Source organism: Enterococcus sp. DIV0436a (assembly GCF_051711605.1).
Lineage (GTDB): Bacteria > Bacillota > Bacilli > Lactobacillales > Enterococcaceae > Enterococcus_B > Enterococcus_B faecium.
The window spans coordinates 1,613,977-1,630,669 of record NZ_JBIONA010000001.1; the positions used below are offsets into that span (position 1 = coordinate 1,613,977).

Genomic DNA, 16,693 nt, shown 5'->3' on the forward strand with positions numbered 1-16,693 from the left:
CTCCTTTTTGTTTCTTAATTGTTTTCTTTATTGTTCTCTTTATTATTTTCTTTTGCTTTATCCACGATATCTTGCAATTCTTTTAAGAAAACAGACATATCTTTGAACTGGCGATAAACACTTGCAAAACGAATATAAGCGATTTCGTCTAAATCAACTAAATCTTCCATCACATATTCACCAATTAGATTCGTCGATACTTCGTTTTCTCCGAGACTGCGTACGCGGTTTTCGACATGGTTGACGATTTGTTCCATTTGTTCCATAGCTACAGGTCTTTTTTCTGCTGAACGGATGAGTCCTCTTAAAATTTTATCGCGATTGAACTCTTCGCGTTCCCCGTTTTTCTTGATTACTAATAACGGAGCAGCTTCAATTCGTTCAAATGTAGTGAATCGGAACGAACAATTCTCACATTCGCGACGGCGACGGATCGCACGTCCATCATCTGCTTGACGGCTGTCGATTACTCGTGAATTATTATGTTGACATCTGGGACATCTCATTTTGTCTCACCTCTTGCATCGCATTTTTATATAAAGGGTGTGTCTTTCTTTACAACTAGTTGTATTATAACACGAAACAAATCACAAACGCGACTGTCCTACCCAAAAAACACGGATATAAGAACAATTTTTTCTACTTTCATGCGTAATTGTGTCCCCTGTCCTTACCAAATTTCAATTTTCCAATACTGATCACCTTGATTACTGAGAAATAACTTACACAAAAGCTGATTTAGTCATCTAGCACAAAAAACTTGAAGCAGATGAACACCTTCTCATCTGCTTCAAGTCACATCTCGATTTTTTACTATTTTATAACTTCTCTTCGATTCCTGTATAGTGTTTCATTCGCTGTTCCTCGATTTTTTGCTCATCGGGAATGTGGTCACTTTCTGGGAGCGGTGTTTTACTACGATCAGGTGTCGGATTTTTTCGTTCTTGAGTCAAATCTTGCCGCTTCGCTTCTTCTTCTGCCTGCTGGTCTTCTATTTCATCGATTCTTGCTTGGTACTGCTTTTCTTTTTCTTCTGCTGTTTCTGATTGCGTACGACCTTCATCGATTAGATTTTCTTTATTGAGTATCTCGCCGATTTTTTCTTTTGCGTTACCTACGACTTTATCCTTTTGATTTTTTAATGATCCCATCGCTATCCCTCACTTTCTATACTCAGGATAGCAAAATTGACACAGATACTCAAAGAAAGCGATTAGCAAAAAGCCAATTTTCGATTTGTCCCACAAGTTTTTCTTTTGTTCCATTGTTGTCGAACAAAATATCCGCACGCTGCTTTTTTTCTTCGATTAGAAGCTGACTACTAATTCTCTGCTGCGCTTGTTCTAGCGTCAGTTGATTACGTTTCATCAAACGCTGAAGCTGAGTTTCTGGCGTAGTATAAACGACAGCTACTGCATCCATATAGTGGTCATAATGACCTTCGTAGAGCAATGGGATATCTACAATTACTAAAGGCTGATTGGAACTTAGAGAGGCGATTTGATCTTTTATCGCTTTTCGGATAAACGGATCTAATAGCTGATCAAGTTTTTGCCGTTTTTCCTTTGATGGAAAAACAATCATCCCAAGTTTCCCTCGATTTAGCTGCCCATCAGACTGCAATACCTCTTGGCCAAACACTGACACAATTTTCCTCAGAGCAAGCGTTCCAGGCTCAACAGTTTCTCTGGCAATCACATCGCCATCGATCAAAGGAAATCCATGAGACTGAAAGACTTTGGCTGCCGTACTTTTACCGGTAGCTATTCCACCCGTCAAACCTAAAACAAATCCTACTTTGCGATTTTTAGCCTTTGACAATTCGGACAATAGTGCGTCCCCCTTTGTGCCACTTTTGTTTTCACGATCGGCGTCCCACAACGTATACATGGTTTGCCAGTTTGCTGATAGACATGCAGTGCTACTTGAAATCCGCCTGATTCTCCTAATGCATTCAAATAACTGCGAATCGTGGTACCTCCGGCTTCTATTGCACGATCCAAAACATCAATGATCGATAGACGTAATTGTTCTACCTCTTTGGTGCGCAGTGTGTTCGCCGGTTGTTCTGGATGGATCTTCGCTTCCCATAATGCTTCATCTACATAAATATTACCTAGACCAGTCACTAGACGTTGGTCTAGCAGCAATGGCTTGATTGCTTTGTGGGACTTTTTCAGTCCATTTGCAAAATCTGCTAATAAGAAGCTATCTGGCAAAGGCTCAGGTCCCAATTTCATGATTCCTCGGTAAGTTGCACTTGCTCCTTTTTCGACGATTGTCATACGACCAAATTTTCGTACATCGTTGTAGCGAAGTTGGCTTCCATCCTCAAAAAAGAAAAGTACATGCGTATGTTTATCGATTGGTGTATTTTCTTTCGTAAATTGATATTTTCCTTCCATTCGCAAGTGTGAGATCAGTTCATAATGATCGAGATGAAAAATTAAAAACTTCCCTCTACGTCCAATGGATTGGATGGTTTCGCCAACAAGAGAAGCCTCAAAGATGGGTGTCTCTGGTTGCTCGATGATCTTGGGCCACAAGACCTGAACTTTTTGAATCGTTTTTCCTACTACTAACCGTTCCAATCCTTTACGAACGGTTTCTACTTCTGGTAATTCTGGCATTTTTTCTTTTCACCTTCATTATATTGCTCTGTCTTAAACAATGTTTATTTTGCTTCGTACCACGTTTTTCCCCAACTGCTGTCAGTGATCAGTGGTACATGAAGAGAAACAGCTTGTTCCATAACTTCCTTCACCAATTTATCTAATGATTCAAGTTCTTTTTCTGGTACCTCGAAGACAAGTTCATCATGAACTTGTAACAGCATCGTAGCTTGAAGACCTGTTTCTTTTAATCGTTTATCCAATTCGATCATCGCGATTTTCAAAATATCAGCAGCACTTCCTTGGATTGGTGTATTGATAGCTGTTCGTTCCGCAAAAGAACGGATATTGTAATTTCTTGAATTGATGTCTGGCAGATATCGACGGCGGTGATACAGCGTTTCGACGTAGCCTTGGTCTTTTGCTTCGCGTACGATTCTTTCCATATATTCTTTGACACCTGGGTATTTTTCAAAGTACGTATCGATGTATTGCTGTGCTGCTTTTCGGCTGATTCCTAGATTTTGTGAAAGTCCGTAATCAGAGATGCCATACACGATACCAAAATTCACTGCTTTTGCCTGCCTACGCATATTTGGTGTGACATCCTCTGCCTTTTCGATTCCAAATACACGCATCGCTGTGCTGGCATGGATATCTTGACCTTCTAGGAAGGCAGCTTTCAAATGTTCATCATTTGAGATATGCGCAAGTACGCGTAACTCGATTTGTGAATAGTCAGAAGAATAAATCAGCCAGTCTTTTTCTCTAGGAACAAATGCCTGACGTATCTTTCTCCCTTCATCTAATCGAATCGGGATGTTCTGCAAATTAGGATCAACAGAGCTTAATCGTCCTGTTTGGGTCAATGTCTGGACATAACGGGTATGCACTTTCCCATCTGATTGGATCACTTTCAGCAGTCCCTCGACATAGGTAGATTGAATTTTTGCAATTTGACGATAGGTGAGGATATCCTCTACGATTGGTGCTTGTTCACGAAGCTGTTCCAGTACATCTACAGCTGTGGAATATCCAGTTTTTGTTTTTTTGATAACGGGTAATCCCATTTTTTCAAATAAGATCACTCCTAATTGCTTTGGTGAATTCAAATTGAATTCTTCGCCGGCTTCTTCGTAGATTTTTTGTTCGATCTCTCTTAAGCGAGCAGAGAACTCGCCCTTCATTTCTTGTAAGCGAGTCGCATCTACTTTGATCCCGCTTATTTCCATCTCTGCCAAAATGATAGACAATGGCAGTTCCATTTTCCGGAAAAGATCTTCTTGGTTTTTATCTGCCAGTTCTTGGCTCAATTTTGGTGTCAACGCATTGATTGCAGCTACTTTTCGCGCTAAATGAGCAAAAAAGAGTTCCTCTTCTTCTGGTAAACCTTTTTTCGCCCCTTTGCCGTATACAGCTTCATCGGATTGGATATCGTTGTATCCGTAATGTGCAGCTATTCCTTCGATATCTGTGCTTTTTTCATTCGTATCGAGAAGGTATGCACCTAGCAAGACATCAAAATCGATTCCTTTCGTTTTTCCAGTATAGCGGTTTAAAGCAACATAAGTTCGTTTCGCATCATATACTTTTTTCAGCCGAGTCGGATCAGTGATCCAAGAATGGAACGCTCGGTTTTCGAATACAGATAGATCGTTCGTGACATAAATTTTCTTTTCTGTCCCCCACGCTACTCCGACGATTTCCTCTGTATGATAATTGTCGCCCATCATTTCCACGTACAACGCCATATCCGTAGTAAACATTTCCTCTTTGAATTCATGAACGACTTCAAACAAAATATCATCCATTTTTACTTCTTCTTCTACGATATTCAATTTAGAAAGGAACTGATTGAAATCCATTTCTTTATAAAACGGAACGAGTTTATCGAGATTTTTCCCTTCATACTTCAATGAGTCGATAGAGACATCCACAGGCGCTGAAGTATTGATGGTCGCCAATTTTTTCGATAAGAAAGCCTGCTCTTTGTCATTTATCAGATTTTCTTTCATTTTGCTTTGCTTCATTTCATCGATATGTTCATAAATTCCTTCGACTGAGCCATATTGTTTCAATAGCTTGATAGCTGTTTTTTCACCGATTTTAGTCACACCGGGGATATTGTCAGAGGCATCTCCGGCTAGTCCCTTCATGTCAATAATCTGTTTTGGCGTCAACCCATCATATTTTTCCGCTACATGTTCTGGTGTATAGCTTTCGATATCGCTGACACCTTTTACAGTGATATCCACTTTTACTTCTTTACTAGCTAATTGAGTCAAATCCCGATCACCTGAAAGCACGACGACATCAAATTGATCTTTGTCTACTTTTTCTGCCAAAGTACCGATAATATCATCTGCTTCATAATTGGGCAATTCGTAATACTGTACCCCTAGTCCTGTCAACAAATCACGTATATATGGCATTTGTTCTTTGAATTCGCCAGGTGTTTTGGATCTTCCACCTTTGTACTCCGCATACATTTCTGTCCGAAAAGTCGTTTTTCCTGCATCGAACGCAACCAGAACATGAGTCGGTTGCTCTTTTTGCATAACATTTTCAAACATCGTATTGAATGCATAGATTGCATTTGTATGAAGACCGTTTCTATTTTTGAAACGTTCAAGAGAATTGTGAAGCGCAAAGAATGCGCGAAAAGCCACACTGTTCCCATCAACGAGTAATAATTTATTTTTTGTCATCTTCTTAACTCCTTACTGTAAAGTTCTTATTCATTCTAACAAAGAATCCTGCGGAATGCGAAAAGAAAAAGCGGGACCATACCAAATAATTCGGTATAGCCCCAACTGATGAATTTTTTTCTTTTTTAGTTGTTCCGTCCAAAGATTCTCAGAAACGCCAAGAACAAGTTGATAAAGTCCAAATACAGCTTCAATGCCATGAATACAGCAATTCCACTATGTGCTGTTCCGTTTGTCTGGACATAGATATTACGGATGCTTTGGTTATCATAAGCTGTAATCCCTGCAAAGATGACGACTAACAGTAGGGAGATGAACAGCTCAACTACGCTACTTCTCAAAATGAAGATGTTCAAGACTAGTGCAATGATCACTCCGATTAAAGCTGCCTGTCCTGCTCTTCCAACCCCGCTAAGATCTCTTTTTGTTGTTACTCCGACAACAGACATCCCCATGAACATCAAAGTAGCTGTCAAGAAAGCTTGCGTTACTGTTCCAATATCGTAGTATGCAAGAGTAACCGCTAATGTTATGCCATTCAAAAGAGAGTAGGCAATAAATCCACCGATTGCTAAGCTCGGATTCTTTTGTGCTTTTACGCCTAGAACCATTACTAAAATCAGTTCAACGATCCACAGACCCACAAAGCCTAGTGGAAAATTATTGATAAAAGTTGCTAATTGCAAAGGAAATACCCAAAGAGCCAAGTAAGAAGTGACTGCACTAAGGGCAAGTCCCATACCTAAAAATCCATAAACTTTTGCATAAAAACGATTGATACCTGACATTGATGTACTTGGATTATTCATTCAATTCACCTTCACTTTCGATTGCTATTTCCAATTCAGGAACTTGTGGCGGTTGGACCATAACGACAGCATCCAACACACGATCTTCGTTCGTATTCTCCGCTTCTACAGAAATCGTCACCACATCCTTCATCTTATCTACTTTTATGACCTCAAACTGAAAAGTCAGTGTTTCATAATGGAAAACCGGTTCAATAAAATTGACAGAAAAATTGACAACATGTGATCCTGGTCCAGGAAGATGCTTTGAAATTGCACTTGTGATGATCCCCATCAGCATCACTGATGGAACGATTGGCTGTTGATATTCTGTTTTTTGTGCAAAGTCATGTTGGATATACAAAGGATTTGCATCATTCGTCAATCCCAAATACAGCAAAAGCTGGTTATCTTCAATAGATTCTGTTAAGGATAACGAGTCGCCTTCCTCGATTTCATTTATTGTTTTTCCTAGTTTTCTCGGCTTACCTATGTTCAAGATAGAAACCCTCCAGTTTATTTTTAATCATACATTATTGTACCAAAAGTAGCGTAAAAGGCAAGTTCTGCTCCCTTGATTTAACAGATTCCTATAGTTTACAGAGGTCGTGAAAAAGCTGTCCTGCATCAAATAATAAGAACAGCCAAGAAAAAACAGCTTCTCATATTTTTCATTTGGCTGGACTTATTACCGCAGATGCAAGCTTTTGAACACCGTTTATCTGAGGTCGTGAAAAAGCTGCCCTGCATCAAGTAATAAGAACAGCCAAGAAAAACAGCTTCTCATGTTTTTGATTTGATTGGGCTTATTACCGCAGATGCAAGATTTTGAACACCGTTTATCTGAGGTCGTGAAAAAGCTGTCCTGCATCAAGTAATAAGAATGGTCAAATAAAAATAGCTCCTCATATTTTTCATTTGGCTGGACTTATTATTACCGCAGATGCAAGATTTTGAACACCGTTTATCTGAGGTCGTGAAAAAGCTGCCCTGCATCAAGTAATAAGAACAGCCAAGAAAAACAGCTTCTCATGTTTTTGATTTGGTTGGGCTTATTACCGCAGATGCAAGCTTTTGAACACCGTTTATCATAAGTTGCAAAAAAGGGGGCTTGGCAAGATTTTTGCCACTCCCCCTCTTTCTATTTTTATAAGGACACTGCAGTAATTGTATTACAGTACATTTTTCGTCGTGCTGCTTAAAAGTTTTTCATACGCTTGTTCAAATTTTTGAACATCTCCAGCACCCATGAAGATTACTACTGCATCATGATAATCTAACAATGGAGATACATTATTTTCTTTGATGACTTCTCCACCTTTTTTGATTTTCGCTCCAAGGTCTTCAATCTTAACGTTTCCTTGTTCTTCCCGAGCCGAACCAAAAATATCGCATAAGTAAACTTTATCAGCTAAATCAAGTGCTTCTGCAAATTCATCCATCAATGCAATCGTACGCGTAAACGTATGGGGTTGGAAAACTGCAATTATTTCTTTATCTGGATATTTTTGGCGTGCGCCATCAATCGTTGCTTTGATCTCTGCAGGGTGATGCGCATAATCATCGACTACGGTCATGTCTGCTACGATCTTTTCACTGAATCGACGTTTTACTCCTGGGAAAGTCAGCATTTCTTCTGCAACTTCTTTCAGATCCAGTTTTTCGAAATAAGCTACTGCAATAACACCTAAAGCATTTAAGATATTGTGTTTACCGAATGCTGGTACAGTGAAGTGCCCAACAAATTCATCCCCATGATAGACATCAAAAGCAGAACCAGAAGTTGTGCGTTCGATGTTTCGTGCTTGGATATCATCGTTTTCTGTGACACCATAATAATAAATCGGCACATCTGCTTTTAATTTGCGTAAATAAGCATCGTCACCATACGCAAAAATAGCTTTTTTCACTTGTCCAGCCATTGTTTGGAAAGCTGTAAATACATCGTCGATACTTGTATAATAATCCGGATGATCAAAATCGATATTGGTCATGATTGCATAGTCTGGTGAATAGGCAAGGAAATGACGGCGATATTCACAGGCCTCAAATGAAAAGAATTCCGCTTGCGGATCACCATGTCCTGTTCCATCTCCAATTAGATAACTTGTTGGACGGACACCACTCAATACATGAGAGAGCAGTCCAGTCGTACTTGTTTTTCCGTGAGAGCCTGTTACAGCGATACTCGTATAGTTTTGGATAAAATGACCAATAAAGTCGTGATAGCGAATCACTTCCAAACCTAATTCTTTTGCTCGCTGGATTTCTTCATGTGAATCAGGAAATGCATTTCCTGCAATGATCGTCATCCCTGGTTTTACATTATCTGCGTTAAATGGCAGAATCGTGATATTTGCTTTTTCTAAATCTCTTTGTGTAAAGAAATATTTTTCAATGTCTGATCCTTGGACATTTATACCTTGTTCATGTAAAACAAGAGCCAAGGAGCTCATTCCTGAACCTTTGATACCAACAAAATGATACAATTTATTTTGATTTTCCATTTGAATCCTCTTCTCTTATCTAGCGTCCATTCTTTTAGCTATTACATTCAACACGCTCCTCATTATCTTATAAACGATTGAAAATTTCAACCAAATTTATTTGGAAAGGAGGATTCGCTTGCTAAAATGGTCAAGTACGGGAAAAATCCGTTTTTATTGACTCTTTAATTCTGGTGTAAGAAGACCAAACTTCCTCTGATATATCAATGTGAGGAATAAAATCTTTTCCTTTCGGACCATAGCCGTTCTCATCGTCATGGAGTCGTTCCATTTCTCCTAATACTAGCGCATGGAAATATTCCTTAGGCCATTGGTGGTTCAGTTCTTTTGCTGTAAAGATGATCTCTTCAGAAAAGTGAAGGATTTCCGGCACAAATGGCACAGCATTCGCGAAAATAGTTTGTTCATTTTGCCATACTTTCTCAAAAGTTGCTCGAGTCCTGCGTTGCAGTGTCGGATCATTCATCAATAAGATTTTTTCTGGTACAGCTCCTAAGGAATGAAGAATCTCCAGTGAAAAAGTGGCGTTCTCTCCAGAATTTGTAGACTTCGATTCTATCAGAAAAGCCTTATCGGGCAAATCATAGACTTCTTTTAGATACTGACGACAGATTTCACTTTCACTCATGCCATCTTCAAAATGAAATCCTTGCTTTTCAAAATTCTCATAAAGGATTCTAGTCGCATGCCCCACCCCTCCGACCAAAAACAATTGATCTACTTGGCCATTTAAATACATTTGTGCTGCTTTATCAGCTAAGATAGGAAGACAGTTTCCAGCTAAAATAAGTGTAGGTGCCGTCAGTTCCTCAAAATTTCCCTCTTCAGGTGCGGCTAAAAAATTTAATAGCTGATTCCAGTCTTTTAGATTCCTCTGCTCACTTTTTTCCAAAGGCCTTCTATCCTTTCATCTGATTTTTTGTGCTTCATTAAAGTCTTCTCTTTTTGTCTCAATCCATTTGATTTCTCCATGACATCTTCCACAACGATATTTGCGTACATCGATTCTTCTCTTGCGGCAGATCGTGGCAGAACAATCTTGGCATCGATAATACTCCATCTTTATCTGTTTCTTCGTCAAGGCTGGTGCATAGCGCAACCCTCCTGTTTTTTTCAAAAGATACTTGAAATCCATATCTTTATGCTGATACCCTCTTCCAGCTAGATGAAGATGATAATGGCAAAGTTCATGTTTGATGATTCCTGCAATCGTCTCTTCGTCTGACTCTTCAAATAGCTTCGCATTAAAATCTAAATGATGATCGTTTAAATGATAGCGCCCGCCAGTTGTACGTAAGCGTGGATTGAACATTGCTTGGTGCTTGAAAGGAAGCTGGAAGCTTTTTAATGATATCTCTTCTACTAACTGCTGCAGTTCTTCTTGTGTCAATTTTTGTTACTCCTCATTGTTACTCTTCATAAGGGGAAAGCATCGTCAAACTGATTCTGCCTTTTTTCGTATCGACTTGTTCTATCCAAACTGTTACGATATCTCCTACTGACACGACATCTGTAGGATGCTTGACGAATTTTTTGCTGAGTTTCGATATATGGACAAGTCCGTCTTGCTTCACACCGATATCAACAAATGCGCCGAAGTCAATGACATTACGGACCGTTCCAGTCAATTCCATCCCTGGTTTCAAGTCTTCCATACTCAATACATCTGTACGTAATAAGGGCGCTGGCATCTCATCACGCATATCTCGTCCAGGTTGTGTCAGCCCAGCTAAAATATCGGCTAACGTTTCTTCTCCGACTGATAGGCTTTCAGCCAGTTTCTCTACGGATAATCGTGTCAATTTTTCTACTGCTTCTTCTGTACCAAGCTCTTTTTCTGAAAGTTGGACTGAAGTTAATATTTCTTTTGCAATAGAATAGCTTTCGGGATGGATACCTGTGTTGTCCAAAATGTTTTTCCCACCAGGGACTCGCAAGAATCCGATTGCTTGTTCATATGCTTTTGGTCCTAAGCGTGGCACTTTTTTCAATTGAGTTCGTGCGGTGAATTCTCCGTTTTCTTCACGATAAATGACAATGTTTTGGGCAGTTGTTTTATTCAATCCTGATATATGCTGCAAGAGCTGCGGGCTTGCTGTATTCACATCCACGCCTACTTGGTTAACCGCTGTTTCCACAACAAAATCCAATTGTTCAGCCAAACGTTTTTGAGAAACGTCATGTTGGTACTGGCCTACTCCGACAGCTTTAGGATCGATTTTGACTAATTCAGCTAAAGGATCTTGCAGGCGACGGGCAATAGAAACAGCACTTCTTTCTTCAACTTGTAGATGCGGAAATTCTTTTCGTGCAATTTCACTAGCGGAGTAAACAGAAGCACCTGCTTCGTTGACGATGGCGTAATAGGTTTTATGGTCGGCGGATTTCAACTGCTCAGCCACAAAAAGTTCAGATTCCCGACTGGCTGTACCATTTCCGATAGCTACCATATCTACTTGATATTTATTAATTAATTGGATAAAAGCTGGTCCAGAAGCTTCTCTTTTTGCTTGCGCTGCAGGTTTATGAGGATAAATAACTTCGATTGCTAAAACTTTCCCTGTCGCATCTACGACTGCTAGTTTACATCCAGTACGATAAGCCGGATCAAATCCCAGGACAACTTTACCTTTTAGTGGCGGTTGCAACAAAAGATTACGGAGGTTTTCGCCGAAAATAGCGATTGCTTGCTCATCTGCCTTTTCAGTCAATTCATTGCGTAGTTCTCGCTCGATTGCTGGCTGAATAAAGCGTTTATAACTATCCTGATAGGCTTCTCTGACGAATGAAGAAGAAGGAGAGGCAGGATTTTTGACTATTTGGCGATCCAAGTAAGCTAAAATTGCTGCTTCATCTACTTGAAGGAATACTTTCAGAATATCTTCTTTTTCTCCACGATTAGTAGCTAATATTCGATGAGAAACCATTTTATGGACGGGTTCTGCAAAGTCATAATACATTTCATATACGCCTTTTTCATCTGCTTGCTCATCCTTGACATTGCTGACATACATACCTTTGTTATACGTATAAGACCGAATCCAAGTCCGAAATTTTGCATTATCGCTGACTTGTTCAGCAATAATCTCATGAGCACCGTGCAACGCTTCTTCGGCAGAAGAGACTTCTTTTTCTTTGTCAATATATTTTTCTGCTTCAGATTGCACCTCTCCATCTGTAAGCTGCATCAGCCACTTCGCGAGTGGTTCAAGTCCTTTTTCTTTAGCAATCGTTGCTTTTGTCCGTCGTTTTTGTTTGTATGGACGATACAAATCTTCCACTTGTTGCATTTTCACGGCTTGGGTGATTTCTGCTTCTAACTCGGGAGTCAGTTTCCCTTGTTCATCGATTAGCCGAATCACTTCAGTTTTACGTTTTTCTAAGTTTTCAAGATATGCATACCGCTCTTCGATTTCACGAATCTGGACTTCATCAAGACTTCCAGTCATTTCTTTTCGGTAACGCGCGATAAAAGGAACAGTGTTTCCTTCATTTAACAAATTAAGTACAGTAGTCAACTGCTTAGGACGATAGTCTGAAAGCTCTTTTTGTACAAGCTGAATGATCGTCTGGTTCAAATTTTCCGTCATTAAAATGCCTCTTTTCTGCTAAAAATTGCTTCTTTATTCTATCATACTTTTTATCCTGGGTTAAACTACTGAAAGAAACAATATTCTCTATACAAATAAAAAGAGCCGCAACAAAGTCACAGCTCCTTCATTCTTTCCATTAGTCAGATTCCATGCCAAGGTCCTTCGTTGTTCTGATATTCAATATCTTGAAGAATACCTTCCTTGTCAAAAACAACCCCATGCAATGACCCTCCGAATACAGCCCCACCGTCCATGCCGATTTTATGATCATGGATCCAGAGGTCTGTTGTTTGCATATCTCCATGGAGCATGGGTGTAATCGTATGTCCAAATACAATTGTCTTACCTGTATTGTTTTTCCCTTCATGAAATGGTTCCCTTATCCAAATAAAGTCTCTTAGACTTGTCTTACGCCAGTCTTTCTTTGTCAAATCCACACCGGCATGGACAAAAAGATAATTTTCCCATTCATAATACAAGGGGCGCTGGACTAAAAATTTAATCAGTTCTGAATATCTCGATTGGATCATCATCGAGATTTCAGTTGGGGAGTATTCCTCCGATGCCCCTGGGTGAAGCAGGCTTTCAAACGTTTCTTTTCCACCATTTCTCATATAAGGCGCATACCAGTCCTCCGGTGATTGCAGAAATTGCAAAAAATATTCTTCATGGTTTCCCCGGAGGTAAATGGCTCCTGTTTCTTCGACTAATTGCTTTCCTAATAAAAAACATTCTTTTGTACGAGGACCTCGATCATTGAGATCCCCTAATAAAACAAGCTGATGGATCTTTGGATCATAATAGTGAATAAGTTTTTCAAAAAGCTCATATTTGCCATGGACATCCCCAATAGCATAAAGTAATGATTTCATATAGATCACCATCCTCAACGCTAGTATAGCGCATATTGGAAATGGTCGACAATCAAAACTATTGTTTTCTATTTACTTAAAGCTGTAAACCGCAGTTCTGCTTCTTCTGGAGAGATTCCATGGTCTTGAACATAGCGATTGCGCGGATGTTTCGCACACTCTACGCTACATGCTCCTAAATGTTTTTCTTCATTTTCAATGGAAGCAAGAATCTGACGATTGCACTCAGGATTGCTACAATTGATATATCGTTCACATGGTGTTCCGTCAAACCAGTCGCGACCGACGATTTGTTTATCTACTTGGTTGATATCGACAGCGATCCGTTCATCAAACACATACATCTTGCCGTCCCATAATTCTCCTTGGACTTCAGGATCCTTACCATAAGTAGCAATACCGCCATGCAGCTGTCCGACATCTTTGAATCCTTCACGGACAAGCCAACCAGAAAACTTCTCGCAACGAATGCCACCAGTACAGTAGGTCACTACCCGTTTTTCCATAAATTCTTCTTTGTGCTCGCGGATCCAGTCTGGAAGCTCTCGAAAACTGCGTATATCTGGGCGTACAGCCCCTCGAAAATGTCCCAAGTCATATTCATAATCATTCCGTGCATCAATCACCACTGTTTGTTCATCTAAAATAGCTTCTTTAAATTCTTGCGGTGAAAGATAGGCACCTGTCACTTGGTTTGGATCAATGTCCTCTTCTAACTTTAAACTTACAAGCTCTGAACGGTATCTTACAAACATCTTCTTAAAGGCATGTCCTTCGCTTGGATCGATCTTGAACATCGTATCAGCAAATCGAGGATCAGCTTTCATTGCTTCCATATAGGCAGTCGTGTTTTCAACGGTTCCAGACACAGTACCATTTATTCCTTCTTCAGCTACTAGAATACGACCTTTAAGATCCAAAGATTTGCAAAAGGCTAAATGATTTTTGGCAAATTCCTCTGGTTCTTCGATTTTTGTATAATTGTAATAAAGCAGTACTTGATAATCCATGTATTTCTTCCTTCCTTCTTTTCGTTCCTAAACAGTATAAAGAAGGCGTTCGCATTTGACGATTTATTTGCTTGTGTATAATTACGCATGGAAAGTTTTTTGTTTACATAATATTATTATTTGAATTAAAAAGACTTCGCTTTCCTGTTTCGCACAGAAAAACAAAGTCTTTATTTCTATTATTTACCTGTAACCGCAAAGTAGTTGCCATCGGGATCAGCAAAGTTAAAGACATATTCTTCTCCAAGCTGTACCATATCACCTAATGTGACTGATTGCGTCTGCATTTTTTTATATAGTCCAAAGATATCTTTACTGTAAAACATCAAAGATGGGGCACTAGTAGCTGTGCCAGGTGAATGGGACTCAACAAATGCTCGATCATATAACAGAAATGAGGTTTGACTATCCTCAACTCCTACTTCAATTATAAGCGTCCCATCCATTTCTTGACGATCTTTTTCTGCAAAGCCAACTGCTCTCCAAAACGTTGCATTTTTTTCTACATCGTCCACATAAAGCATGATTTTTATTTCATTCGTAAACATCTGTTTCCTCCTAAACGATCTGTTCTAACATTCTCAACTTTGTCAGTTTACCATAGGAAAATGGGAAAATCTACGAAAGCTCTCAACAGAATCGTCCTACTTAAATACGCTTTTCTTTAATAATAAATAAGTTGGTTGTTTTTGTTATTTACGCTTTCACTTTTCGGAATAAATAATGTGTATTTATATGGAATAAATAAAAAAAGAGGTCGTGACTAAAAACAAGTCACAACCTCTGGTAAACGGTGTTCTCCTGACAACTCCTCGGTCACAAGACACAGTATTCAACAAACATGAGAAGCTATTTTTTGAAATTGCTCTTTGTGACTCAGAGTGAAACGGCAGGCTCACGACCTCTTTCTTAAACGGTGTTCAAAAGCTTGCATCTGCGGTAATAAGCTCAACCAAACGTAAAATATGAGGAACTATTTTTGTTTGGATGTTCTTATTACTTGATGCAGGGCAGCTTTTTCACAACCTCTTATTCACGGTGTTTCAGAAGTAGCTTCTCGGAAATAAGCCGAAATTTCACAAAAATTTGAGAAGCTATTTTTAGGAAACTTCTTCTTATTTCTTAAAGCTGACCACTTCTATCACAACCTCTTTTTGACTATGCATTCACATCGATCACTTTAGAATCATCATTGATGGCATCGCGATCTAAATCTTTGATGCGTGCACTTGTCACGATACCAGCTACCATGCTACCGCTGACGTTTACTGCTGTACGTGCCATATCGATCAATGGTTCGACAGAGATAACTAACCCAACGATTGCTACTGGCAAGTTCATTGCCCCTAAAACGATCAGTGAAGCAAACGTTGCGCCCCCACCGACTCCAGCTACACCAAAAGAACTGATTGTTACAATTGCCACAAGCATCAAAATAAATTCCAAACTAAAGACATTCACTCCAGCTGCTGGTGCGACGATCGTTGCCAACATAGCTGGATAAACGCCAGCACAGCCGTTTTGTCCAATAGACAAACCAAAACTTGCTGAGAAATTAGCTGTTGCATCATCTACTCCTAAAGCTTTTGTCTGAGTCTCGATATTCAATGGCAAAGCTCCAGCACTTGAACGTGAAGTAAACGCAAAGCTCAATACCGGAAAGGCTTTTTTGAAATAGTTGATTGGATTGACTTTTGCACCAATCAAAATCAGTGAGTGGACAATCAAAACAGCAAGCAATGCTACGTAAGAAGCAACGACAAATTTACCTAAATTGACGATAGCTGCAAAATCACTTGTTGCCAAAACGTTTGTCATCAAAGCAAATACTCCATAAGGTGTCAAACGCAAAACAAGCGTCACGATCCGCATAATGATTTTATACAGACTGTCGACTAAATCTGAAAAGAATGCTGCTTCTTTTGGCGCTTTTCTTTTCACGCCTAGATAAGCGATTCCGACAAATGCCGCGAAAATAACGACTCCAATCGTACTTGTTGCACGACTACCTGCTAAATCAGCAAATACGTTTTTAGGGATAAAGGATAAAATCTGCTGTGGAATCGATAAGTTTTCAACTGTTTCCTGACGTGTTGCCAGTTCAGAGATTCGTGCTGTTTCTGCAGCTCCTTGTGTGAATTTAGCTCCTTGGAGTCCGAACAGCATTGTTGAACCAATTCCGATCAATGCTGCAATAGCTGTTGTTCCAAGTAAAGAAGTCAATACAGTCGCACTAATTTTTCCTAGCTTTTCAGAAACTTTCATTTTTGTGAATGCACCAATGATCGAAATAAACACTAAAGGCATAACTAGCATTTGCAAGAATGATACATATCCTTGACCTACAATCCCGATCCATTCCATGGATTGAGTAACGACTTTGTCGTCTACACCAAAGATCAATTGAAGCAGACCGCCAAAGACGATACCAACTCCTAATGCTGTAAAGACGCGTGTTGAAAATTTTGTATGGCGCTTTTGCATACGATAGAACACATATAATAATGCCGCAAAAACTAGAACCACTAAAACTGTGATGAGTGTTGTCATTTTTCTCCTCCTCATATTATTAATGACAAGTCCATCGAAGGAAGTAAAGGTTC

General features: G+C 39.5%; 15 protein-coding genes. All 15 read right to left on the bottom strand.

The genetic code is table 11. From position 1 onward, the window contains the following. Positions 1-14: 14 nt before the first annotated feature. Positions 15-506, bottom strand: a complete 492-nt coding sequence (nrdR, locus tag IGL15_RS07905) for a transcriptional regulator NrdR (RefSeq protein ID WP_002288327.1) — start codon at positions 504-506, stop codon at positions 15-17. A gap of 312 nt (positions 507-818) precedes the next feature. Further along, complete coding sequence (locus IGL15_RS07910) at positions 819-1,151, bottom strand: hypothetical protein (protein WP_002319136.1); 333 nt, start codon at positions 1,149-1,151, stop codon at positions 819-821. 49 nt (positions 1,152-1,200) lie between these two features. Continuing rightward, entirely contained in the window at positions 1,201-1,830 is a 630-nt protein-coding gene (gene coaE, locus IGL15_RS07915) for a dephospho-CoA kinase (protein ID WP_104765467.1), read from the bottom strand. After that, on the bottom strand, positions 1,794-2,630 hold the full coding sequence (gene mutM, locus IGL15_RS07920) for a DNA-formamidopyrimidine glycosylase (RefSeq protein WP_104765468.1): 837 nt from the start codon (positions 2,628-2,630) through the stop codon (positions 1,794-1,796). The genes coaE and mutM overlap by 37 nt, the downstream gene beginning before the upstream one ends. A 44-nt stretch (positions 2,631-2,674) precedes the next feature. Continuing rightward, positions 2,675-5,320, bottom strand: coding sequence for a DNA polymerase I (polA, locus tag IGL15_RS07925; protein ID WP_002303538.1), 2,646 nt, complete (start codon positions 5,318-5,320; stop codon positions 2,675-2,677). 125 nt (positions 5,321-5,445) lie between these two features. Further along, positions 5,446-6,129, bottom strand: a complete 684-nt coding sequence (locus IGL15_RS07930; RefSeq protein WP_002296397.1) for a Bax inhibitor-1/YccA family protein — start codon at positions 6,127-6,129, stop codon at positions 5,446-5,448. After that, complete coding sequence (locus tag IGL15_RS07935; RefSeq protein WP_002296398.1) at positions 6,122-6,607, bottom strand: MaoC/PaaZ C-terminal domain-containing protein; 486 nt, start codon at positions 6,605-6,607, stop codon at positions 6,122-6,124. Before IGL15_RS07935 ends, IGL15_RS07930 begins: the two co-directional genes overlap by 8 nt. A gap of 673 nt (positions 6,608-7,280) precedes the next feature. Beyond that, entirely contained in the window at positions 7,281-8,615 is a 1,335-nt protein-coding gene (gene murC / locus IGL15_RS07940) for a UDP-N-acetylmuramate--L-alanine ligase (RefSeq protein WP_104765469.1), read from the bottom strand. A gap of 130 nt (positions 8,616-8,745) precedes the next feature. Beyond that, positions 8,746-9,507, bottom strand: a complete 762-nt coding sequence (locus IGL15_RS07945) for a YdcF family protein (protein ID WP_002296401.1) — start codon at positions 9,505-9,507, stop codon at positions 8,746-8,748. A 15-nt stretch (positions 9,508-9,522) separates the two neighbouring features. Further along, positions 9,523-10,005 carry a SprT family protein gene (locus tag IGL15_RS07950; protein ID WP_002296402.1) on the bottom strand — a complete coding sequence of 161 codons (483 nt, stop codon included), beginning with the start codon at positions 10,003-10,005 and terminating at the stop codon, positions 9,523-9,525. A 19-nt stretch (positions 10,006-10,024) separates the two neighbouring features. Further along, a complete protein-coding gene (locus IGL15_RS07955; protein ID WP_104765470.1) occupies positions 10,025-12,205 on the bottom strand; it encodes a Tex family protein in 2,181 nt (726 codons plus the stop codon). A gap of 143 nt (positions 12,206-12,348) precedes the next feature. Then, complete coding sequence (locus IGL15_RS07960) at positions 12,349-13,080, bottom strand: metallophosphoesterase (protein WP_081156650.1); 732 nt, start codon at positions 13,078-13,080, stop codon at positions 12,349-12,351. Positions 13,081-13,148: 68 nt separating this feature from the next. Next, on the bottom strand, positions 13,149-14,090 hold the full coding sequence (gene trhO, locus IGL15_RS07965) for an oxygen-dependent tRNA uridine(34) hydroxylase TrhO (protein WP_104765471.1): 942 nt from the start codon (positions 14,088-14,090) through the stop codon (positions 13,149-13,151). A gap of 179 nt (positions 14,091-14,269) precedes the next feature. Next, positions 14,270-14,638 carry a lactoylglutathione lyase gene (locus tag IGL15_RS07970; RefSeq protein WP_002296407.1) on the bottom strand — a complete coding sequence of 123 codons (369 nt, stop codon included), beginning with the start codon at positions 14,636-14,638 and terminating at the stop codon, positions 14,270-14,272. Positions 14,639-15,248: 610 nt separating this feature from the next. Then, the gene (locus tag IGL15_RS07975; protein ID WP_104765472.1) at positions 15,249-16,640 is read right to left on the bottom strand and encodes an L-cystine transporter; all 1,392 of its coding nucleotides are present in this window, start codon (positions 16,638-16,640) and stop codon (positions 15,249-15,251) included. Positions 16,641-16,693 lie beyond the last annotated feature (53 nt).